Source organism: Streptomyces sp. NPDC018610 (genome assembly GCF_044391765.1).
In the GTDB taxonomy this organism is placed as follows: domain Bacteria; phylum Actinomycetota; class Actinomycetes; order Streptomycetales; family Streptomycetaceae; genus Streptomyces.
This window is the reverse complement of record NZ_JBISAL010000001.1, coordinates 1,157,214-1,179,293: the sequence shown is the minus strand read 5'-3', so window position 1 is coordinate 1,179,293 and position 22,080 is coordinate 1,157,214. Positions and strand designations below refer to the sequence as shown.

Annotated in this window: 16 protein-coding genes, 1 tRNA gene and 1 pseudogene; 14 read left to right on the top strand and 4 right to left on the bottom strand. The window is 74.1% G+C overall.

Annotated features, from left to right (window positions below):
- Positions 1-263 precede the first annotated feature (263 nt).
- Positions 264-1,604, bottom strand: a complete 1,341-nt coding sequence (gene murA / locus ACH5A8_RS05205; protein ID WP_019980665.1) for a UDP-N-acetylglucosamine 1-carboxyvinyltransferase — start codon at positions 1,602-1,604, stop codon at positions 264-266.
- Positions 1,605-1,880: 276 nt separating this feature from the next.
- Between murA and ACH5A8_RS05200 the strand changes: the two genes are divergently transcribed.
- From ACH5A8_RS05200 to ACH5A8_RS05170, 7 genes are all read left to right on the top strand, one after another.
- Positions 1,881-2,453 carry a YqgE/AlgH family protein gene (locus ACH5A8_RS05200; protein ID WP_398998055.1) on the top strand — a complete coding sequence of 191 codons (573 nt, stop codon included), beginning with the start codon at positions 1,881-1,883 and terminating at the stop codon, positions 2,451-2,453.
- A gap of 28 nt (positions 2,454-2,481) precedes the next feature.
- Positions 2,482-2,763: a DUF3039 domain-containing protein gene (locus ACH5A8_RS05195; RefSeq protein ID WP_009188882.1), complete on the top strand. Its 282-nt coding sequence runs from the start codon at positions 2,482-2,484 to the stop codon at positions 2,761-2,763.
- Between the two features lie 98 nt (positions 2,764-2,861).
- Positions 2,862-4,517 carry a beta-N-acetylhexosaminidase gene (locus ACH5A8_RS05190; protein WP_398998053.1) on the top strand — a complete coding sequence of 552 codons (1,656 nt, stop codon included), beginning with the start codon at positions 2,862-2,864 and terminating at the stop codon, positions 4,515-4,517.
- Positions 4,518-4,816: 299 nt separating this feature from the next.
- Positions 4,817-5,710 carry an FAD binding domain-containing protein gene (locus ACH5A8_RS05185; protein ID WP_398998051.1) on the top strand — a complete coding sequence of 298 codons (894 nt, stop codon included), beginning with the start codon at positions 4,817-4,819 and terminating at the stop codon, positions 5,708-5,710.
- Positions 5,707-7,839, top strand: a complete 2,133-nt coding sequence (locus tag ACH5A8_RS05180) for a (2Fe-2S)-binding protein (protein ID WP_398998049.1) — start codon at positions 5,707-5,709, stop codon at positions 7,837-7,839. Before ACH5A8_RS05185 ends, ACH5A8_RS05180 begins: the two co-directional genes overlap by 4 nt.
- Entirely contained in the window at positions 7,836-10,142 is a 2,307-nt protein-coding gene (locus tag ACH5A8_RS05175; protein WP_398998047.1) for a xanthine dehydrogenase family protein molybdopterin-binding subunit, read from the top strand. The genes ACH5A8_RS05180 and ACH5A8_RS05175 overlap by 4 nt, the downstream gene beginning before the upstream one ends.
- 164 nt (positions 10,143-10,306) lie before the next feature.
- Positions 10,307-11,356: an SUKH-4 family immunity protein gene (locus tag ACH5A8_RS05170; protein WP_398998045.1), complete on the top strand. Its 1,050-nt coding sequence runs from the start codon at positions 10,307-10,309 to the stop codon at positions 11,354-11,356.
- A 165-nt stretch (positions 11,357-11,521) separates the two neighbouring features.
- Here the strand turns inward: ACH5A8_RS05170 and ACH5A8_RS05165 are convergent.
- A tRNA-Cys gene (locus ACH5A8_RS05165) sits at positions 11,522-11,593 on the bottom strand.
- A gap of 207 nt (positions 11,594-11,800) precedes the next feature.
- Between ACH5A8_RS05165 and ACH5A8_RS05160 the strand changes: the two genes are divergently transcribed.
- From ACH5A8_RS05160 to ACH5A8_RS05140, 5 genes are all read left to right on the top strand, one after another.
- Positions 11,801-12,001, top strand: coding sequence for a CopG family transcriptional regulator (locus ACH5A8_RS05160; RefSeq protein ID WP_396318996.1), 201 nt, complete (start codon positions 11,801-11,803; stop codon positions 11,999-12,001).
- Positions 11,998-12,387 (top strand): type II toxin-antitoxin system death-on-curing family toxin, encoded by a 390-nt coding sequence (locus ACH5A8_RS05155; protein ID WP_396318997.1) that lies wholly within the window; start codon positions 11,998-12,000, stop codon positions 12,385-12,387. Before ACH5A8_RS05160 ends, ACH5A8_RS05155 begins: the two co-directional genes overlap by 4 nt.
- A gap of 117 nt (positions 12,388-12,504) precedes the next feature.
- Positions 12,505-14,292, top strand: coding sequence for a DEAD/DEAH box helicase (locus ACH5A8_RS05150; protein WP_398998043.1), 1,788 nt, complete (start codon positions 12,505-12,507; stop codon positions 14,290-14,292).
- 400 nt (positions 14,293-14,692) lie between these two features.
- Positions 14,693-15,334, top strand: coding sequence for an IclR family transcriptional regulator (locus tag ACH5A8_RS05145; RefSeq protein ID WP_398998041.1), 642 nt, complete (start codon positions 14,693-14,695; stop codon positions 15,332-15,334).
- Positions 15,335-15,390: 56 nt separating this feature from the next.
- Entirely contained in the window at positions 15,391-16,185 is a 795-nt protein-coding gene (locus ACH5A8_RS05140) for a S16 family serine protease (RefSeq protein WP_398998039.1), read from the top strand.
- A gap of 374 nt (positions 16,186-16,559) precedes the next feature.
- Here ACH5A8_RS05140 and ACH5A8_RS05135 read toward each other — a convergent pair whose 3' ends face one another.
- Positions 16,560-17,033, bottom strand: a complete 474-nt coding sequence (locus ACH5A8_RS05135; RefSeq protein ID WP_398998037.1) for an Lrp/AsnC family transcriptional regulator — start codon at positions 17,031-17,033, stop codon at positions 16,560-16,562.
- A gap of 126 nt (positions 17,034-17,159) precedes the next feature.
- Here ACH5A8_RS05135 and hppD point away from each other — a divergent pair, with 126 nt between their 5' ends.
- Positions 17,160-18,308 carry a 4-hydroxyphenylpyruvate dioxygenase gene (hppD, locus tag ACH5A8_RS05130; protein WP_398998035.1) on the top strand — a complete coding sequence of 383 codons (1,149 nt, stop codon included), beginning with the start codon at positions 17,160-17,162 and terminating at the stop codon, positions 18,306-18,308.
- A 575-nt stretch (positions 18,309-18,883) separates the two neighbouring features.
- On the opposite strand, the pseudogene ACH5A8_RS05125 reads toward hppD, so the two are convergent.
- Positions 18,884-20,329 (bottom strand): annotated as a pseudogene (locus ACH5A8_RS05125) (tetratricopeptide repeat protein); the annotation flags it as partial.
- Positions 20,330-20,453: 124 nt separating this feature from the next.
- Between ACH5A8_RS05125 and ACH5A8_RS05120 the strand changes: the two are divergent.
- Positions 20,454-21,920, top strand: coding sequence for an FAD-binding oxidoreductase (locus tag ACH5A8_RS05120; protein ID WP_398998033.1), 1,467 nt, complete (start codon positions 20,454-20,456; stop codon positions 21,918-21,920).
- Positions 21,921-22,080 lie beyond the last annotated feature (160 nt).

Sequence of the window (22,080 nt, the reverse complement as noted above, 5' to 3'; positions counted from 1 at the left end):
GCAGCTCGGCCTTCGCGCCCAGCTCCACGAGCTTCTCCATGCTGTGCTTGCCCGGGGGACGACCCCCGGACCCCCGGCAGGGGCCGGGTGCCGTTTCCCGGGGGCGGGCGGTGCGGCTCGCTCTGGCCGAGCGCCTGGCCCGGCAGCTCGGCCTTCGCGCCCAGCTCCACGAGCTTCTCCATGCTGTGCTTGCCCGGGGGACGACCCCCGGACCCCCGGCAGGGGCCGGGTGCCGTTCCCGGGGGCGGGCGGTGCGGCTCGCTCTAGCCGAGCGCCTGGCCCGGCAGCTCGACCTTCGCGCCCAGCTCCACGAGCTTCTCCATGAAGTTCTCGTAGCCGCGGTTGATCAGGTCGATGCCGTGGACCCGGGAGGTGCCCTGGGCCGCGAGGGCGGCGATCAGGTAGGAGAAGCCGCCGCGCAGGTCGGGGATGACCAGGTCGGCGCCCTGGAGCCGGGTCGGGCCGGAGACGACCGCCGAGTGCAGGAAGTTGCGCTGGCCGAAGCGGCAGTCGGAGCCGCCCAGGCACTCGCGGTAGAGCTGGATGTGCGCGCCCATCTGGTTCAGCGCGGAGGTGAAGCCGAGCCGGGACTCGTAGACCGTCTCGTGGATGATCGACAGCCCGGTCGCCTGGGTGAGCGCGACCACCAGCGGCTGCTGCCAGTCGGTCTGGAAGCCGGGGTGCACGTCCGTCTCCAGCGCGATCGACTTCAACTGGCCGCCGGGGTGCCAGAAACGGATGCCCTCGTCGTCGATCCGGAAGGCGCCGCCCACCTTCCGGTAGGTGTTCAGGAACGTCATCATGGAGCGCTGCTGCGCGCCGCGCACGTAGATGTCGCCCTCGGTGGCCAGCGCCGCCGACGCCCAGGACGCGGCCTCCAGCCGGTCCGCGAGCGCCCGGTGGTCGTAGCCGCCGAGCTTGTCCACACCGGTGATGCGGATCGTGCGGTCGGTGTCCATCGCGATGATCGCGCCCATCTTCTGCAGCACGCAGATGAGGTCCTCGATCTCCGGCTCCACGGCCGCGTTGGACAACTCCGTGACGCCCTCGGCCAGTACGGCCGTCAGCAGCACCTGCTCGGTCGCGCCGACCGACGGGTAGGGCAGCCGGATCTTCGTGCCGCGCAGCCGCTGCGGGGCCTCCAGGTACTGGCCGTCCGCCCGCTTCTCGATCGTCGCGCCGAACTGCCGCAGCACGTCGAAGTGGAAGTCGATGGGCCGGCCGCCGATGTCGCAGCCGCCCAGACCCGGGATGAACGCGTGGCCGAGGCGGTGCAGCAGCGGGCCGCAGAAAAGGATCGGGATGCGGCTGGAGCCCGCGTGGGCATCGATGTCAGCCACGTTGGCGCTCTCCACCCGGGTCGGGTCGAGCACCAGCTCGCCCGGCTCCTCGCCCGGCCGGACGGTCACACCGTGCAGCTGGAGCAGGCCGCGCACGACACGGACGTCACGGATGTCCGGAACATTGCGCAGTCTGCTTGGCTCGCTGCCCAGCAGAGCGGCGACCATGGCCTTCGGCACGAGGTTCTTCGCACCGCGGACACGGATCTCGCCCTCCAGCGGGGTTCCGCCATGGACAAGCAGGACATCGTCGTTGACGCTCATGTATCTCGCGTTCCGATGAGTTGGGCAGGGGCCGGCCGATCACATAGGTCAGGGGCCGGGAAGACAGAGTAATCGCCGCGCACCCCCCTGAAGTAAGCCCGAGTACCACCCGGAGAGGTCATGGCTGTGTCACAACACGAACCGTGCCTAACCGGACACATGGGGTCACCGGCCCGGCCGTGCGCCGCCCCACGCTCCCGTACCCCGTGAGCCGCCCTCACCCCGCCGGGCCGATTGACCCCCCACACCCGGGGAAGATGCGGGATCATGTCTGGCATGACCGAGGTGTCCTCGCTCACAGGACGGCTGCTCGTGGCAACGCCCGCCCTGGCGGACCCGAACTTCGACCGCGCGGTCGTACTCCTCCTCGACCACGACGAGGAGGGCTCCCTGGGTGTCGTCCTCAACCGTCCCACCCCCGTGGACGTGGGCGACATCCTGGAAGGCTGGGCGGACCTCGCCGGGGAGCCCGGCGTCGTCTTCCAGGGCGGCCCGGTGTCGCTGGACTCCGCCCTCGGCGTCGCCGTCATCCCGGGCGACGGCCCCGGCGACGGCGCCCCGCTGGGCTGGCGCCGGGTGCACGGCGCGATCGGCCTCGTCGACCTGGAGGCCCCGCCCGAGCTGCTGGCCTCCGCCCTCGGCTCCCTGCGGATCTTCGCCGGATACGCCGGCTGGGGCCCCGGCCAGCTGGAGGACGAGCTGACCGAGGGCGCGTGGTACGTCGTCGAGTCGGAACCCGGCGACGTCTCCTCCCCGTCCCCCGAGAGACTGTGGCGCGAGGTGCTGCGCCGCCAGCGCAACGAACTGGCGATGGTCGCCACGTATCCGGACGACCCGTCGCTCAACTGATGCGCGCCGGTTTCAGTACCCTTTCCGTATGAGCACTCTCGAGCCCGAGCGCGGGACTGGTACGGGGACCCTCGTAGAGCCGACGCCGCAGGTGTCCCACGGCGACGGCGACCACGAGCGCTTCGCCCACTACGTCCAGAAGGACAAGATCATGGCGAGCGCCCTGGACGGGACGCCCGTCGTGGCGCTGTGCGGCAAGGTGTGGGTGCCCGGCCGCGACCCGAAGAAGTACCCCGTGTGCCCGCTGTGCAAGGAGATCTACGAATCCATGAGCGGCGGCGGCGACGAGGGCAAGGGCGGCGACAAGTAGTCGCACCCCCTCCACGCGCGACGGCGCCCCGCCGAGTGGTCCAGACCTTTTGGTCCAGACCTCTTGTGGGGCGCCGCGGCAGTCCCTAGGCTCCGACCGTGGGCCAGGACAAGGTCGTGAGCGACATCATTCCGGCGCCGCGCGCCGCCGCGTACTCGCCCGGCGCCGCGGTGCTCGACACCGGCACCGCCCTGTGGGCCGGCCCGGGCACGGGCACGGCCGAGCGCTGGCTGCGCGCCACGCTCGGCGCGGCGCTCGGCCTGCCGCTGCCGCCCGCCGCGACGGCGGACACCCCCCACGGCGTCCTGCTGCGCGTGGACGACACGCTGGCGCCGGAGGCGTACCGGCTCACCGTCACCGGGGCCGGCGTCGAGATCCTGGGAGGCGACGCGGCCGGCGTCTTCTGGGGCGCCCAGACCCTGCGCCAGCTGCTCGGCCCGGACGCCTTCCGGCGTGCCCCCCTGCGCCCCGGCGCGGCCCGCACCGTCCCGGCCCAGGTCATCGAGGACGCGCCCCGCTTCCGCTGGCGCGGCCTGCTGCTCGACGTGGCCCGGCACTTCATGCCGAAGGACGGCGTCCTGCGCTACCTCGACCTGATGGCCGCGCACAAACTCAACGTCCTGCACCTGCATCTGACGGACGACCAGGGCTGGCGCGTCGAGATCAAGCGCTACCCGAAGCTGACCGAAACCGGTTCCTGGCGCTCCCGCACCAAACTCGGCCACCGGCTGTCCTCGCTGTGGGAGGAGAAGCCGCACGGCGGCCACTACACCCAGGACGACCTGCGGGAGATCGTCGCCTACGCCGCCGAGCGGCACATCTCCGTCGTCCCGGAGATCGACCTGCCCGGCCACTCCCAGGCCGCCATCGCCGCCTACCCGGAACTCGGCAACACCGACGTCGTCGACACCGCCGCCCTCACCGTCTGGGACGACTGGGGCATCAATCCCAACGTGCTCGCCCCCACCGAGGAGGTACTGCGCTTCTACGAGGGCGTCTTCGAGGAGGTCCTCGGCCTGTTCCCCGCGGACGCCGCCGAGTTCGCGCCGTTCGTGCACATCGGCGGCGACGAGTGCCGCAAGGACCAGTGGCGCGCCTCGCCCACCGCCCAGGCCCGCATCCGCGAACTCGGACTCGCCGACGAGGACGAGCTCCAGGCCTGGTTCATCGGCCACTTCGACGACTGGCTGGCCGCGCGCGGACGCCGGCTCATCGGCTGGGACGAGATCCTGGAGGGCGGCCTCGCCAAGGGCGCCGCCGTGTCGTCCTGGCGCGGCTACGCGGGCGGGATCGCCGCCGCCGAGGCCGGCCACGACGTCGTCATGTGCCCCGAGCAGCAGGTCTACTTGGACCACCGGCAGGCCCCGGGCGAGGGCGAGCCCGTGCCGATCGGCTTCGTGCGCACCCTGGAGGACGTCTACCGCTTCGAGCCGGTTCCGGCCGAACTCGACGAGGAGGCCGCCCGGCACGTGCTGGGCGCCCAGGCCAACGTGTGGACCGAGGTGCTGGAGAACCAGGCGCGCGTGGACTACCAGGCCTTCCCCCGCCTGGCCGCCTTCGCCGAGGTGGCCTGGAGCGCGCTCCCGGCCCCGGAGCAGCGGGACTTCACCGGTCTCGAACAGCGGATGAACACCCACTACCGGCGTCTGGACGCCCTCGGCGTCGGCTACCGCCCGCCCACCGGACCGCACCCCTGGCAGCAACGGCCCGGCATCCTCGGCCGGCCTCTCGACGGCCCGCCGCCGCAGCGGTGACCCGGGGTCCGAAGCGCCTCGCCGGCGCCCGGGACCGCGGCCGCCCGGAGCGCCCCGCCGCCGTGCGCGCCGCCACCGGAGAAAGCCCCGCAAGGGTCAGCGAAGAGCGGTAATTCGCCCGCACCGGTGATGCCGTGGCAAAACGGTCCATGTCCCCGATGAGGTGGGCGATCGCCTCCTGGCCGACCCGTGTCCGCGAGCCCTGCGAAGATGTGCCAGAGTTGCCACGTCCGCCCTGTCAGGTCGTACCGTACGGCAACACAGGCGGGACCAGTGGGGCAGCGGAAGGGGCAGCCGGTTTGACCACGCACGCACCGCAGGCGGCGCAGGCCGTCACGTTGCCCACGACGCTGGACGAGGCCGTGGCGGCGCTCACCGCCATGCCCGCCGCCGTGCCCGTGGCCGGCGGCACCGACCTCATGGCCGCCGTCAACTCCGGGCAGCTCAGGCCCGCCGCGCTCGTCGGCCTCGGCCGCATCAGCGAGATCCGCGGCTGGCAGTACCAGGACGGCCACGGACTGCTCGGCGCGGGCCTCACCCACGCCCGCATGGGCCGCCCCGACTTCGCCGCGCTGATCCCCGCGCTCGCCGCCGCCGCCCGCGCCGCCGGCCCGCCGCACATCCGCAACGCCGGAACCCTGGGCGGCAACATCGCCTCGGCCGCCCCGACCGGGGACGCGCTGCCGGTGCTGGCCGCGCTGGAGGCGACGCTGGTCATCGCGGGCCCGGGCGGGGCCCGCCGGGAGATCCCGGTGTCGCACCTGCTGGCCGGCGTGGAGATGCTGCGCGCGGGCGAGCTCATCGGCTACGTGCGCGTACCGCTGCTGCACGCGCCCCAGGTGTTCCTGAAGGCGACCGGCCGCACCGGCCCCGGCCGCGCGATCGCGTCCGTGGCGCTGGTCCTCGACCCGGCGCGGCGCGGGGTGCGCTGCGCGGTCGGCGCCATAGCACCGATGCCGCTCAGGCCGCTGGACGCCGAGCAGTGGGTGGCGCAGCTCATCGACTGGGACAACAACCGGGCGATCGTCCCCGAGGCGCTGAGCGCCTTCGGCGAGTACGTCGCCGCCGCCTGCATCCCCGACCCGGCCCCGGCCGCGGACGGCACCGTGCAGCAGCTTCCGCCCGCCGTACTGCACCTGCGGCGCACCGTCGCCGCGCTGGCCCGACGAGCACTGGGGAGGGCGCTGTCGTGACCGACGACCAGCACGCGGAGGGCACGCCCGAGAGCGGCGGGCGCTGGAACCCGCTGCCGCAGGGCGACTACGACGACGGCGCCACCGCGTTCGTCAAGCTCCCCGAGGGCGGCATCGACGCCCTCCTGGCCGCCGACAGCCCGCTGGCCGCGCCCGGTCACGGCTACGTGCCGCCGCCGATAACGGTCGCCCCGGCCCCGCCCGCGGCCACCGACCCGACGGCCGCCGGCGGCTGGGCCGTACCGGGCGCGCCCGCCGGGGGCACCCGGTGGCCCGAGGCCAACGCGGTGCCCCAGGACGGCGACGGCGGCGACGCGGGCGGGGACGACCGGTTCACGTACCACCCCGGCGCGACCCAGCAGTGGAACTTCCAGGAGACGCAGGGCCAGCACGACACCCAGGCCGGTCAGCCGGCGGCCCCGGGGCACGATGTGACCGGGCAGTGGTCGATCCCGGTGGCCGGGGGCGAACTCCCCGACGAATCAGGCGAGTTCACCACATCGTCCCTGGTCCAGCAGTGGGGCGGCACCCCGCCGGCCACCCTGCCCGGCGGCGCCTCCGCCCCGTGGGCGGCCCAGCCGTGGAGCCGGCCGGAGCAGGACCCCGCGGGCGACCCCTACGGCGCCGGTCCGGCGGCGGACGCGTACCGGGCCGACCCCTCGGTGGCCGACCCGCACGCGGAGGAGGCGGCGCACGCGCACGGCGCGGACGGCATGAACGGCGCGGTCGGCGCGGACGGCCTCGACACGCAGGTCGCGGGCGGGCACGGGCAGGCGGCGGGCGCGCACGACACGCCCGGGCGCCACGAGCCCGCGGACGGCGGCCCCGGCCACCCCGCGCCCGCCGCATCCGCCCAGGCGCCACAGGCCGAGGGGGCACGCCAGGCCGAGCAGGTCCGGCACTCCGAGCAGGCCCGGTACGCCGAGCGGGTCTCCGGGGCCCCGGAAGCCGCGGAGGCCGAGTTCGCCGACGGCGTCGGCGTCGGCGTCCCGGACGGGTCCACCGACCGGTCGGTCCACGGACACGACGGAGGCCGGCCCGCGGACGGATCCGACGACGGCTCCGACGGCGACCCCGTGTACGGGCACGACGCCGAGGGCGCCCACGGGCACGACGCCGTATCCGGACCGGCGGCGCCCGCCCGCGCTCACACGCCCGGCGACGCCGCCGAAGGCCCCGTGGAGGCCTCCGAGGGCCCCGCTGAGCCGCCCGCGGACCCGGCGGGGCAGGGCGGGGCGGCGGACGCGCCCGGAGCCGCCGAAGAACCCGCCACGGCCGCCGCCGCGCAGACGCCCCCGGACGCGGAACCTGACGCGGATCCGGGAGGGTCCCACGGAGAGGCGGCGCACGAGGACGCGGCCCACCAGGACGCGGCGCGCGAAGACGCGGCCCACGGGGACGCGGCGCGCGAACACGAGCACGAGCACGAGCTCCGGCACGACGGACCGGACCCCCAGGACGATCCGCCCCCCGCACCGCTTCAGGACGAACACCCGCTCGCCTCCTACGTGCTGCGCGTCAACGGCGCCGACCGGCCCGTCACCGACGCCTGGATCGGCGAGTCGCTGCTGTACGTGCTGCGCGAGCGCCTCGGCCTCGCGGGCGCCAAGGACGGCTGCTCGCAGGGCGAGTGCGGCGCCTGCAACGTCCAGGTCGACGGCCGTCTGGTCGCCTCCTGCCTGGTGCCCGCCGTCACCGCGGCCGGCAGCGAGGTCCGTACGGTCGAGGGCCTGGCCGCGGACGGTCAGCCCTCCGACGTGCAGCGGGCGCTGGCCCGGTGCGGCGCGGTGCAGTGCGGCTTCTGCGTGCCCGGCATGGCGATGACCGTGCACGACCTGCTGGAGGGCAACCCGGAGCCGTCCGAACTGGAGACCCGCCAGGCCCTGTGCGGCAACCTGTGCCGCTGCTCGGGCTACCGGGGCGTCCTGGAGGCCGTCCGGGAGGTCGTCGCCGAGCGCGCGGCGGACACCGGGGACGACGCGGCCGAACCGGACGCCGACGAGCCGCGTATTCCCCATCAGGCGGGCCCGGGCGCCGGCGGGATCCACCCCTCCGCGTTCGACGCGCCGCACCAGCAGGACCCGCACGACCCGCACGACCCCTACGGCCAGGACGGAGGCCAGGCGTGAGCAACGAAGCCGCCGCCGCTGCCGCCACGGAGAGCGCCCCCGCGCCCGAGCCGCTGCCGCACGGCATCGGCTCCTCGCTGCCGGCCGCCGACGCCCGCGCCAAGACCGAGGGCACCTTCCCGTACGCGGCCGACCTGTGGGCCGAGGGCCTGCTGTGGGCGGCGGTGCTGCGCTCACCGCACCCGCACGCCCGCATCGTGTCCATCGACACCCGTCACGCGCGCGACATGCCCGGCGTGCGTGCCGTCATCACGCACGAGGACGTGCCCGGCAGCCCGGTGCACGGCCGCGGCCGGGCCGACCGCCCGGTCTTCGCCTCCGACGTGGTGCGCCACCACGGCGAGCCCATCGCGGCCGTCGCCGCCGACCACCCGGACACCGCGCGGATGGCCGCCGCCGCCGTCATCGTCGAGTACGAGGTCCTCGACCCGGTCACCGACCCCGAACAGGCTTTCGAGGCCGAGCCGCTGCACCCGGACGGCAACCTGATCCGGCACATCCCGCTCCGGCACGGCGACCCGGAGGCGGCCGGCGAGGTCGTCGTCGAGGGCCTGTACCGCATCGGCCGCCAGGACCCCGCCCCCATCGGCGCCGAGGCCGGCCTCGCGGTGCCCCGCCCCGACGGCGGCGTCGAGCTGTACGTCGCCTCCACCGACCCGCACGCCGACCGCGACGCGCTCGCCGCCTGCTACGGCCTGCCGCCCGAGCACGTCAAGATCGTCGTCACCGGGGTCCCGGGAGCCACCGCCGACCGCGAGGACCAGGGCTTCCAGCTGCCGCTCGGCCTGCTGGCGCTGCGCACCGGCTGCCCGGTGAAGCTGACCGCCACCCGCGAGGAGTCCTTCCTCGGCCACGCGCACCGGCACCCGACCCTGCTGCGCTACCGCCACCACGCCGACGCCGAGGGCCGCCTCGTCAAGGTCGAGGCGCAGATCCTGCTGGACGCGGGCGCCTACGCCGACACCTCCGCCGAGGCGCTGGCCGCCGCCGTCTCCTTCGCCTGCGGCCCGTACGTCGTCCCGAACGCCTTCATCGAGGGCTGGGCGGTGCGCACCAACAACCCGCCCTCGGGCCATGTGCGCGGCGAGGGCGCCATGCAGGTGTGCGCCGCCTACGAGGCGCAGATGGACAAGCTGGCCAAGAAGCTCGGCGCCGATCCGGCCGAGCTGAGGCTGCGCAACGTGATGGCGACCGGCGACGTCCTGCCGACCGGCCAGACCGTGACCTGCCCGGCCCCGGTCGCCGAACTCCTCCAGGCCGTGCGGGAGCACCCGCTGCCGGGGCTGCCCAAGGACACCCCCGAGGACGAGTGGCTGCTGCCCGGCGGGCCCGAGGGCGCGGGCGAACCGGGCGCGGTGCGCCGGGGCGTGGGCTACGGCCTCGGCATGGTGCACATGCTCGGGGCGGAGGGCGCCGACGAGGTCTCCACGGCCACCGTGAAGGTGCACGACGGCGTGGCGACCGTGCTGTGCGCGGCCGTCGAGACCGGCCAGGGCTTCACCACGCTGGCCCGGCAGATCGTCCAGGAGACGCTGGGCATCGACGAGGTGCACGTGGCCCCGGTCGACACCGACCAGCCCCCGGCGGGCGCGGGCTGCCGCGGCCGGCACACCTGGGTGTCGGGCGGCGCGGTGGAGCGGGCGGCGAAGATGGTCCGCACCCAGCTCCTCCAGCCCCTCGCGCACAAGTTCGGCATGTCCACCGAACTGCTCCAGATCACCGACGGCAAGATCACCTCGTACGACGGCGTGCTGTCGACGACGGTCACCGAGGCGATGGACGGCAAGGAGCTGTGGGCGACGGCGCAGTGCCGTCCGCACCCCACCGAGCCGCTGGACGAGGCCGGCCAGGGCGACGCCTTCGTGGGCCTCGCCTTCTGCGCGATCCGCGCGGTGGTCGACGTCGACATCGAGATCGGCTCGGTACGGGTGGTGGAGCTGGCGGTGGCCCAGGACGTCGGCCGAATCCTGAACCCGGCGCAGCTGGTCTCCCGCATCGAGGGCGGCGTCACCCAGGGTGTGGGCATCGCCCTCACCGAGAACCTGCGCACCCCGCGCGGCCTGGTCCGCCACCCAGACCTCACCGGGTACGCCCTGCCCACGGCCCTGGACGCGCCCGACATCAGGATCGTGAGACTGGTCGAGGAGCGGGACGTGGTGGCGCCGTTCGGCGCGAAGGCGGTCAGCGCGGTCCCGGTCGTGACCTCGCCGGCGGCGATCGCCTCCGCGGTGCGGGCCGCCACCGGCCGCCCCGTCAACCGCCTCCCGATCCGGCCGCAGGCCGCGGTGGTCACCAACCCGTGACCGGCCGTTCGGCCGGCGTTCGCGCAGGCCGGAGGCGTTGTCAGTGGTGCGGCGTAGTGTTCCGGTCAGTGGGGACGAGGGCCGGCCGCGGTCGGCCTCGGCGGCGTCCCCCGCCCGGGAGCGGGGTGGCCCCGGGCCCGTGAACCGATCCGCACGGGGGAACGATGAGCACGACGACCTGCACCGCGACGAGGGCGACCGCCCCCGACGCGCGTGGCCCGTACGGCGCGTACGGCCTGGGTGACGCGTACGACCCGTTCGACGCGGAGTGGGACGGGGACGGCCTCCTCGGACCGTGCGCCCGCGAGACGGCCCCCGTCCCCCTGGACGCCCGCCCGCCCGCGCCGTCCCTCCACGCGCTGCGCCGCTTCATCGCGGTGGCCGAGGAACTGGCCTCCCTGCGAGCCCGGTTGGCGTCCCACGCGGCCCGCCGCGGCCCGGAGGCGACGGCCGGGGCCACCCGCCTCCTCCTCACGGCCCTGGAGCGGGACGCGGCCGGCGAGACGCCGTCGTACCGCGAGGCCGCCGCCGCTCTGATCCGCCCGCTGTCCCTAGCGCCGCAACAGGCAACGCCCGCCCCGGCTCCGCGCCCGCGCCTTGCCGTGGACCTCCCGTACCGCCTCCTGGCGCGGGAGTTCGGCGCGGCCCGGGTCGTCCGCTTCGAGGACGTCGACTTCCCGCCCGCCCTCACCCACGAGCCGACCCGCCGCTTCCTGCGCGAGACGGGCCTGCCCGAGGACGCGTCCCCGTTCGGTCTGGACCCGGACGCCGACACGCCCCTGCCGACCGTCGCCGAACACCGGGCCGCCACCCCCTCGCCCCACGCGCTACCCGCTCGCGCCGACCGCCTGATACGCCTGGGCCGGCTGACCGGCGACCACAGCCTGGTGGTGGACGGCGCCACGGGCGAGGTGTGGGACTGGAGCGAACCCGAGGCCACGCTGTACCCGCTCGCCAAGGACGTCTCCACCCTCGTGTCCGGCCTCCGGCTGCTGCACGGCGAGAGGCGGACGGCGGCGGTGGGCACGGAGACGGCGCCGGCGCCGGGCGAGGAGCCGTCGACGCGGGCCTACGACCGGCTCGCCCTGACGCTGCTCCAGGCCCTCACCGCGATCGACCCGCCGCTCACCGTGCCGGACCCCGACCACACCGAGGACGCCGACTGGCGGTACTGGACGGAACTCTTCGGCGAGGAAGCGGCCGGCACGCCCTGAGCCGAGGCGAGGGACGGCGCGCCCTGCCCCGAGTCAAGCGGGCGCCGTGCCCTGACCCGAGGCGCGGGGTGGCGCGCTCCGGCACGAGGCGAGGGGGCGGCGCCCCCGGCACGACGAAGCGGGCGGCACGCTCGCAGCGCACCGCCCGCCGTCCCTCCCTCGAAGAGGCCGTGACCGGATTCGAACCGGTGTACCTCGCTTTGCAGGCGAGTCCCTGGGCCACTCGGGCACACGGCCGTGTCGGTGAGGCTTCCTTTCCACCGGGCTGTCCGCCCGCCGGGTTGTTCGCCCGTCCCGAACTCGGTGACTCGACCGTAGGCCGCGGGGCGGGGGCGCTCAAGGGATCGGCGCGCGCCGCAACGGGACTGCCATACGCCGTTCATGAAAAGCCAGGACGTTCACTGGTGGTACCACTTTGACCCCACTTGGTGGTACCGTTCTGGTATGGCCATGAACCTGCGTCTCCGCGACGACCAGACGGAAGCCCTGAAGATGCGAGCCGAGGAGGAGGGCGTCAGCATGCACGCGATACTGCTGCGGGCCGTGGACGACTACCTGGCCAGGACCGCGCACGAAGCCCTGGTCCGGAAGGCGGCCAAGGAGCAGACCGCCAAGTGGGCCGAACTGCTGGAGCGGCTCAAGTGACATTCATCTATCTGTCCGCCGAGGACGTCCTGGGCATCGCCGCGCTGGCAGTCGATGACCAGGACGTCGTCGTACGCGACGCGGGCCTGCTGGAGTCGGCCGTGCACCGGCCCTCGGCCGCGATGTTCGGGCAGGAGGCCTACCCCGACCTGCTGGACAAGGCGGCGGCGCTCCTCCAGTCCCTGGCGATCAACCATCCCTTCGTCGACGGGAACAAGCGCACGGCCTGGACCTCCTGTGTCGTCTTCCTGGCTCTGAACGACGTGCAGCTGCGCCCCGACATCGACGCGGCGGAACGCCTGGTCATCGCCGTTGCGACCGGCGCACTGGACGAGGTCAAGGCGATCGGCCAGGCGCTGCGGGAGCTCGCCGAGCGGGCCGTGTGAGCTGAGTCCCATCCCGGAGTCGCGTCGCGCTGTCGGCGCGTCGGCACCGCCGGGCCGCCGGTAGGGTGGCCCGGTTGTCATACGTAGCCGAGCCCTCAGTACAGCGAACCGGAGACCGTGACTACTACCGCCCCCTCCCACCACCTTTCGCCTGCCTTCCCCGGCCGTGCCCCCTGGGGCACCGCCAGCAAGCTGCGTGCCTGGCAGCAGGGCGCCATGGAGAAGTACATCCAGGAGCAGCCGCGCGACTTCCTCGCGGTCGCCACCCCCGGCGCCGGAAAGACCACCTTCGCCCTGACGCTCGCCTCCTGGCTGCTGCACCACCACGTCGTCCAGCAGGTGACCGTGGTCGCGCCCACCGAGCACCTGAAGAAGCAGTGGGCGGAGGCCGCCGCGCGCGTGGGCATCAAGCTGGACCCGGAGTACAGCGCGGGCCCGCTCGGCCGGGAGTACCACGGTGTCGCCGTGACGTACGCGGGCGTCGGCGTGCGCCCCATGCTGCACCGCAACCGCGTCGAGCAGCGCAAGACCCTCGTGATCCTCGACGAGATCCACCACGCCGGTGACTCGAAGTCGTGGGGCGAGGCCTGCCTGGAGGCGTTCGAGCCCGCCACCCGCCGGCTCGCCCTGACCGGCACGCCCTTCCGCTCCGACACCAACCCGATCCCGTTCGTGACGTACGAGGAGGGGCAGGACGGCATCCGGCGCTCGTCCGCCGACTACACCTACGGCTACGGCTCCGCCCTCTCCGACGGCGTCGTCCGCCCGGTCATCTTCCTCTCCTACAGCGGCAACATGCGCTGGCGCACCAAGGCCGGCGACGAGATCGAGGCCCGGCTCGGCGAGCCGATGACCAAGGACGCGGTCAGCCAGGCCTGGCGCACCGCGCTCGACGCCCGCGGCGAGTGGATGCCGGCCGTGCTGCGCGCCGCCGACCAGCGCCTCACCGAGGTCCGCAAGGCCATCCCCGACGCCGGCGCGCTCGTCATCGCCTCCGACCAGGACTCCGCCCGCTCCTACGCCAAGCTGATCCGCGAGATCACCGGCAAGGGCCCCACCGTCGTGCTGTCCGACGACGCCGGCGCCTCGAAGAAGATCGACGACTTCAGCGCCGGCGACGACCGCTGGATGGTCGCCGTCCGCATGGTGTCCGAGGGCGTCGACGTGCCCCGCCTCGCCGTCGGCGTGTACGCGACGACCATCTCCACGCCATTGTTCTTCGCCCAGGCCGTCGGCCGTTTCGTACGGTCCAGGCGGCGCGGCGAGACCGCCTCCGTTTTCCTGCCGACCGTCCCCGACCTGCTCACCTTCGCCAACGAGATGGAGGTCGAGCGCGACCACGCCCTCGACAAGCCGAAGAAGGAGGGCGAGGAGGACCCGTACGCCGAGTCCGAGAAGGAGATGGAGGAGGCGAACAAGGAGCAGGACGAGGACACCGGCGAGCAGGACATGCTGCCCTTCGAGGCGCTGGAGTCCGACGCCGTCTTCGACCGGGTCCTCTACGACGGCGCCGAGTTCGGCATGCAGGCCCACCCCGGCAGCGAGGAGGAGCAGGACTACCTCGGCATCCCCGGACTGCTGGAGCCCGATCAGGTACAGATGCTGCTGCAGAAGCGGCAGGCCCGGCAGATCGCGCACAGCCGCAAGAAGCCGGACGACGAGGCCGACCTCCTCGAACTGCCCGCCGAGCGGCGGCCGGTGGTCACCCACAAGGAGATGATGGAGCTGCGCAAGCAGCTCAACACCATGGTCGGCGCCTACGTCCACCAGAGCGGCAAGCCGCACGGCGTCATCCACACCGAGCTGCGCCGGGTGTGCGGCGGCCCGCCGAGCGCCGAGGCGACGGCGGGACAGCTGCGCCAGCGCATCGCCAAGGTCCAGGAGTGGGCGACCCGTATGCGGTGACGCGTGCGCGGTGACGGCCTGTGCGCGGTGACGACTCGCGTGCGGTGACACGCCGTTACGCGGACGTACCCACGTGCGATGACGCCCCGCGGGCTCCGGGGCGGTCCTTCCCCCGCCCGCGTCCGTCCGGCCGTATGCGGACGAATGCTGGCAGGCCGGGGCCGCCCTTGCCCGGATTCTGGACGGAGACTTCCGCTCAGCGAACCGGCTTCGCTAGTGTCCCGCTACGCACACGCCCCGTGGCAGCGCCGCCGCGGAGCGCAGCCGTGAAGCGACTTCAGTCCGGGACGGCCCGGACCGCAGGCCGATCGGCGGCCTCTGTCGCGCGTCACTGACGGGACTCGGTGACGCAACCGCCGCGACGACCGCCGCCGACCTCACCACTTAAGGAGTGGGCGTCGTGACCGCGGAGACCTCTCAGACGCTCGACCGGGGCCTCAGGGTCCTCAAACTGCTGGCCGACACGGACCATGGACTGACCGTCACCGAGCTGTCCCTGAAACTGGGCGTCAACCGGACCGTCGTGTACCGCCTCCTGGCCACCCTGGAACAGCACGCCCTGGTCCGCCGTGATCTCGGCGGCCGGGCCCGGGTCGGGCTCGGCGTGCTGCGCCTGGGCCGGCAGGTGCACCCGCTGGTGCGCGAGGCGGCCCTGCCCGCACTGCGTTCGCTGGCCGAGGACATAGGGGCGACGGCCCATCTGACGCTGGTCGACGGGGCGGAGGCGCTGGCCGTCGCCGTCGTCGAGCCGACGTGGACGGACTACCACGTGGCCTACCGGGCCGGGTTCCGTCACTCCCTGGACCGGGGCGCCGCCGGCAAGGCCATACTCTCGGCCCGCCGCCAGCCGCTCGCCGAGCCCGGCTACACCCTCACCCACGGCGAACTGGAGGCCGGCGCCTGCGGCGCGGCGGCGCCCCTGCTGGGCGTCACCGGCGTAGAGGGCAGCGTGGGCGTGGTGATGCTCGCCGACTCCGTACCCGAGCGGGTGGGCCCGAGGGTGATGGACGCGGCCCGGGAGGTGGCCGAGGCGCTGAGGTGAGCGGCGGCGACTCGGGCGGCAGGTGGACGTGAGCGGCCGTCGCGTAGATTGATTCCGTGCTCTCTCGCCTCACACGCCCCCAGGCCGTCGCCGTCTGCGCGCTGCCCGTCGTGGCCCTGCTCGCCACGGCGGCCTTCGCACCGCTGCCGTTCTCGGTGGCGCAGCCGGGCTCGACGGCGAACGTGCTCGGGTCGTTCAAGGGCAGCCAGGTGATCACGATCTCCGGCGCGCCCGTCCGGCACACCGGCGGGCAGCTGCGGATGACGACCATCGTGGCGACCGGCCCGGACACGCGGGTCTCGCTGGCCGACATGATCGACGGCTGGTTCGCCACCGACCGGGCCGTCATGCCGCGGGACGCGGTCTACCCGAGCGGCGACACCGTCCAGGAGATCGAGCGGCACAACAGGCAGCAGATGCGGGAGTCCCAGGACGCGGCCACCGAGGCCGCGTTGAAGTACCTGGGGCGCAGCGGCGACAAGAACATCAAGGTGTCGCTGAAGCTCGCCGACATCGGCGGACCCAGCGCGGGCCTCCTGTTCACCCTCGGCATCATCGACAAGCTGAACGGCGACGGCAACGGCGGCGACCTCACCGGCGGCCGCACCATCGCCGGTACGGGGACGATCGACGCCGACGGCAAGGTGGGCGCGGTGGGCGGCGTCGCCCTCAAGACGCAGGCCGCCCGCCGGGACGGCGCCACCGTCTTCGTGGTCCCCAGGGCGGAGTGCGCCGACGCCAAGGCGGAGCTGCCGAAGGGGCTGCGCCTGATCCCGGTGACCACCCTGAAGGGCGCGGTGAACGCTCTGACGGCCCTGGAGAAGGGCACCGGCTCGGTCCCGAGCTGCTGAGCCCGTCGGGGCCGGTACGGCTCTCAGGCGTGGGCGAGCGCCGGCTTCGGGGCGGTGGCCAGGCGCAGTCCGACCTCCACCAGGGTCCAGCCCAGGCGGGTCCGCAGCTCGCCCGTCCGTCCGGCGCCCGCAGCTAGGGCCTCTCCTTTGGATCATGCCGGGCTCGCGGGCCCTGGCACCGCGTCTCGCCGCGTTGTCGTCGGTTGCCATGGCTCCGCCATGACGCCCTCCTCCGCCTTGCGAGGCTCCCCCACTGCCTGAACGGCGTGGGAGGGACCCCCACCACCAGACCCCGCTCCCTGATCCGGCCTGATCCAAACGAAAGACCCTGGCCGCCGCGCCTCGGCCTCGGTGCCGGGTTCTTCGCAAGTCGCTCAGGCCCGTTCCTCGGCCGCCTGCTCCACCAGCGGGATCACCCGCATCGGCACCGGGTTCTCCATCACGATCGCCGTCGAGGCGCGCACGATGCCCTCGATGCCCACCACCCGGTCGATCACCCGCTGAAGATCCGCGTTCGAGCGGGCCACCAGCCGGCACAGCATGTCGCCGGTGCCGGTCGTGGTGTGCAGCTCCAGCACCTCGGGCACGGTGGCCAGGTGGGCCCGTACGCCCGCGCCCTGACCCTGCCGGATCTGGAGCGTGGCGAACGCCGTCACCGGGTAGCCCAGCGCCGCCGGGTCCACCTCCGGGCCGAAGCCGCGGATCACCCCGTTCGACTGGAGACGGTCCATGCGGGCCTGTACCGTCCCGCGGGCGACGCCCAGCCGCCGGGACATCTCCAGCACGCCGATCCGCGGCTCGCGCGCCAGCAGCACGATGATGCGGCCGTCCAGATGATCGATCGCCACCGGTCCCGCCTCCCTGGGTGGTCATCCTGTACAGAAAGCCCGTCGGTACGGGGCATTCACTGGTCACGTTGCCCAGTGGATACGCGAACTATTGCGCACCTTGCGGGCCCGGGTGAACCTTCCGCTATGACGCAGACCACAGAGCACGCTCCCGACGCGACCGCCCGGCAGGCCGACCCCTTCCCGGTCAAGGGAATGGACGCGGTCGTCTTCGCCGTGGGCAACGCCAAGCAGGCGGCGCACTACTACTCCACCGCCTTCGGCATGAAGCTGGTCGCCTACTCCGGACCGGAGAACGGCAGCCGGGAGACCGCGAGCTATGTCCTGGAGAGCGGCTCCGCCCGCTTCGTGTTCACCTCGGTGATCAAGCCCGCCACCCCCTGGGGCGAGTTCCTCGCGCAGCACGTGGCCGAGCACGGCGACGGCGTCGTCGACCTCGCCATCGAGGTGCCGGACGCCCGCGCGGCGTACGCCTACGCCGTCGAGCACGGCGCGCGCTCCGTGGCCGAGCCGTACGAGGTGAAGGACGAGCACGGCACGGTCGTCCTGGCCGCGATCGCCACCTACGGCGAGACCCGCCACACCCTCGTCGACCGTTCCGGCTACACCGGCCCGTACCTGCCCGGCTACGCCACCGCCGAGCCGATCGTCGAACCGCCCGCCCAGCGCTCCTTCCAGGCCGTCGACCACTGCGTCGGCAACGTCGAACTCGGCCGGATGAACGAGTGGGTGGAGTTCTACAACAAGGTCATGGGCTTCACGAACATGAAGGAGTTCGTGGGCGACGACATCGCGACCGAGTACAGCGCGCTGATGTCCAAGGTCGTGGCCGACGGCACGCTCAAGGTGAAGTTCCCGATCAACGAGCCCGCCATCGCCAAGAAGAAGTCCCAGATCGACGAGTACCTGGAGTTCTACGGCGGCGCCGGCGTCCAGCACATCGCGCTGAACACCAACGACATCGTCCAGACCGTGCGGCAGATGCGGGCGGCGGGCGTCCAGTTCCTCGACACGCCGGACAGCTACTACGACACGCTCGGCGAGTGGGTCGGCGACACCCGGGTGCCGATCGACACCCTGCGCGAGCTGAAGATCCTCGCCGACCGCGACGAGGACGGCTACCTGCTGCAGATCTTCACCAAGCCGGTCCAGGACCGTCCGACCGTCTTCTTCGAACTCATCGAGCGCCACGGCTCGATGGGCTTCGGCAAGGGCAACTTCAAGGCCCTGTTCGAGGCGATCGAGCGCGAGCAGGAGCGCCGCGGCAACCTCTGACCGCCCCGAGGACCGAGACCGGCCGCCCCGGTGCCCCGCCCTGACGACGGGGCCACCGGGGCCGGCCGCGCATCGGCCGGGCCGGCGCGTCGGCCAAGGCCGCGCGTCGGCCGGGGAGGGTCACCCGCACACGGGGTGGGCCCCCGGCCGCTCACCGACCGTGCTGATCATCGCCCCTGCCGCGCACCGCCCCCACTCGGCTCCCGGCCCGCCCCCGCCCCCGGACGAGACTGCCCGGAGCCGGAGCCGGAGCCGGAGCCGGAGCCGGAGCCGGAGCCGGAGCCGGAGCCGGAGCCGGTACGCACCGGTGGCATCTGGCCCGTTCCTGCGTCTCCGGGTACTGCGGGCGTCCCAGGGGCCCCGGTGTCTCCGCCCGCCCCAGGCGTCGCGCCCGACGCAGGCGCCGTCCCGTCACCCGGGACCGCCTGCCCCGCCGCGCCCGCACCCGCCGCCGCGCCCGCACCCGCCACCGCGCCCGCCACTGCGCCCGCCTCGCCCGCCGAGCCCGGACCCGCGCCCACCCCCGCCCCCGGCCCGGGCGGCACCACCCCCGCCCCCGCCCCCGGCACCACGCCCGGCGGGGTCTCCGTCAGCGACGGCTCGCCCAGCTCGTCCAGTGCCTCCTTCGCCCGCGGCGCCCACAGCGGCGAGAAGGCGGGATCGGTGCGCAGCGCCAGTTCCAGGTGGCGGCGGGCCACGCCCGGCTGGTCGAGGTCCAGCTCGATCATCCCCCGGTGGTACGCGTACAGCGCCTCCCGCACCCCGCCGCCCTTGGCCGCGTCCGTAGCCGCCGTCGCGAACCGCAGCGCCTCCTCGTCCTCACCGTCCCGGTGCAGCGCCCACCCCAGCGCGTCGGTCACCGCGGTCCCCGGCTGCCGCCGCCACTCCGCGCGCAGCCGCTCCACCGCCGCGTGCGCGTCGCCGTGGTCCGCCTCCAGCCGTCCGAGCACCAGCTCGCCGTCGACCCCGGCCGCCGCCTCCTGCCGCACCCGCGCCCGCACCCGCTCGTACTGCGCCGCCGCCTGCTCCTCGTCGCCCGCCGACTCGTACAACTCGCCCAGTTCCAGCAGGAGGCCGGGGCTCGGCCGGTCGCCGAGCGCCTTGCGGTAGGCGGCCCGGGCCTCCGCCGTGCGGCCCAGCGAGGCGAGGGTCCGGGCCCGTCCGGCCAGCGCGTCCCGCAGGCCGCCGTCCAGCCTCAGCGCGGCCTCGTCGTACCGGAGCGCCTCGGTGAGGTCCCCTCGCTCCCACGCGATCCGCCCGGCCCGCTCCAGACAGGCCGCCCGCTGCGCCGGCTCGGCCGTCTGCGCCGCGGCGTCCGAGAGCTGGGCCGCCGCGTCCTCGCGCCAGCCCCGGTCCCAGTAGACGGCGGCGGCCTGCGCCCGTACGGCGGGGGAGTGGTGCCGTCTCATCAGCTCGTCGAGGGCGCGCCGGGCGGCCTGGTGGTCGCCGAGCCCGGTGTAGGCGTCGATCAGCGGCGGGTACGCCGTCCACCCCTTGGGCTCCGCTTTCAGCGCGGCCTCGCCCCACTCCCGCGCCGCGGGGAAGTCCCGCCGCCGGTTCGCCAGCGCCGCCAGCGCGGTCAGCGCGGCCGCGTTGTGCCCGGACCGCAGCCGCAGCGAGGTGCGCAGCGCGTCGTCGGCCTTCCGGTAGTCCGCCGTGTCGGCGCCGCGCCGGCCCCGCTCCACGTAGGCCGCCCCGAGCACCGCCCACGACGCCGCGTCCCCCGGATGCCCGCGCAGCAGCCGCTCCCGGTCGGCGATCAGTTCGGCCAGGCCGCGCGGCGAGGCCGGCGCCCCCGCCGTCACCGCGCTCAGCGCCCCCGCCGCACCGTGCGCCGCGGGCCCGGGCGGCGGCCTCTCCTGCCGCCGCGACGACGGCACCGGCCACAGCGTGCCCAGCACACCGGCCGCCACCACCAGCGCGGTCAGCGCGGTCAGCGCGACCAGCACCGGCAGCAGCCGCGACCGTCGCCGGGGCCCGGCCGTCAGGGACGCATCCGGGCCGCGCAGTCGCTTCTCCATGGCGCACACTGTGCGCCGCCGCCCGCCGCCGGGCGGAGCGCGACCCGCGAGGGCGGCGACGGCCACCCGGCAGGCGGAGGGAGGGCGCGGCGGGGTTCACACCGATGGCCCCGAGTGCCACGCTGTGATCATGAGCCGTATCCAAGCCGACCCCCACGAGGGCGCCACCGCCCAGGGCAACCTCACCGACCGGCTCCTCGCGGGCCTGCCGGCCGAGGCGGTCCTCGTCGATCCCGACGTCACGGCCTCCTACGCCAACGACATGGCGAGCTTCTGCCCGTCCGGCGCGCCGGCCGTCGTCGTCCTGCCGCGCACGGTGGAGCAGGTCCAGCACGTCATGCGGACCGCCACCGCACTGCGCGTCCCCGTCGTCCCGCAGGGCGCCCGCACCGGCCTGTCCGGCGCGGCCAACGCCTCCGACGGCTGCGTCGTCCTGTCCCTGACCAAGATGGACCGCATCCTGGAGATCAACCCGGTCGACCGGGTCGCCGTGGTCGAGCCGGGCGTCGTCAACGCCGCCCTCTCCCGCGCCGTCGACGAGCACGGTCTGTACTACCCGCCGGACCCCTCCAGTTGGGAGACGTGCACCATCGGCGGCAACATCGGCACCGCCTCCGGCGGCCTGTGCTGCGTGAAGTACGGGGTCACCGCCGAGTACGTCCTCGGTCTGGACGTGGTGCTCGCCGACGGCCGTCTGATGTCCACCGGCCGCCGCACCGCCAAGGGCGTCGCCGGCTACGACCTCACCCGCCTGTTCGTCGGTTCCGAGGGCACCCTCGGCATCGTCGTGAGGGCCGTGCTGGCGCTCAAGCCGCGGCCGCCGCAGCAGCTCGTGCTCGCCGCCGAGTTCGCCTCCGCGGCCGACGCCTGCGACGCGGTGTGCCGGATCATGAAGACAGAAGGGCGCGAAGCGCTTCCGCCGAAGGGTGGTGGCGGGCGACGGACGGGCGGGCATGTGCCGTCACTGCTCGAACTGATGGACCGTACGACGGTCAAGGCGGTCAACGACCTCGCCCACATGGGCCTGCCCGAGACCACCGAGGCGCTGCTGCTCGTCGCCTTCGACACCCCCGACCCGACCGCCGACCTCGCCGCCGTGGGCGCCCTGTGCGAGGCGGCCGGCGCCACCCAGGTCGTCCCCGCCGACGACGCCGCCGAGTCCGAGCTGCTGCTCCAGGCCCGGCGGCTGTCGCTGACCGCGCTGGAGGCCGTCAAGGGCACGACGATGATCGACGACGTGTGCGTGCCCCGCTCCAGGCTCGGCGAGATGCTCGACGGGGTCGACCGGATCGCCGAGAAGTACCGGCTCACCATCGGCGTCTGCGCCCACGCCGGGGACGGCAACACGCACCCCACCGTCTGCTTCGACGCCCAGGACGCCGACGAGTCGCGGCGCGCCCGGGAGTCCTTCGACGAGATCATGGCCCTGGGCCTGAGCCTGGGCGGCACGATCACCGGCGAGCACGGCGTGGGCGTACTGAAGAAGGAGTGGCTGGCGCGCGAGATCGGCCCGGTGGGCGTCGAGATGCAGCGGGCGGTCAAGCAGGTCTTCGACCCGCTCGGCATCCTCAACCCCGGAAAGCTGTTCTGAATTACGCCGCCCGACGGATCTTTGCCCACCCTTTTCCATCGGCGTCCCCGTGCTTCCGCCGATGTGAAGTACGTGCACGAGGTTGCCCGGAAAGGAGTGGGTACGGCAGGACCGGCGTTGCGGGGTGCCCGGGTCTGATAGATGTGGAGGCCCCCAAGAC

Coding starts and splice junctions, on each gene's coding strand:
- murA (WP_019980665.1), bottom strand. CDS start 1,604: ATGAGCGTCAACGACGATGTCCTGCTTGTCCATGGCGGAACCCCGCTG.
- ACH5A8_RS05200 (WP_398998055.1), top strand. CDS start 1,881: ATGACCGAGGTGTCCTCGCTCACAGGACGGCTGCTCGTGGCAACGCCC.
- ACH5A8_RS05195 (WP_009188882.1), top strand. CDS start 2,482: ATGAGCACTCTCGAGCCCGAGCGCGGGACTGGTACGGGGACCCTCGTA.
- ACH5A8_RS05170 (WP_398998045.1), top strand. CDS start 10,307: ATGAGCACGACGACCTGCACCGCGACGAGGGCGACCGCCCCCGACGCG.
- ACH5A8_RS05160 (WP_396318996.1), top strand. CDS start 11,801: ATGGCCATGAACCTGCGTCTCCGCGACGACCAGACGGAAGCCCTGAAG.
- hppD (WP_398998035.1), top strand. CDS start 17,160: ATGACGCAGACCACAGAGCACGCTCCCGACGCGACCGCCCGGCAGGCC.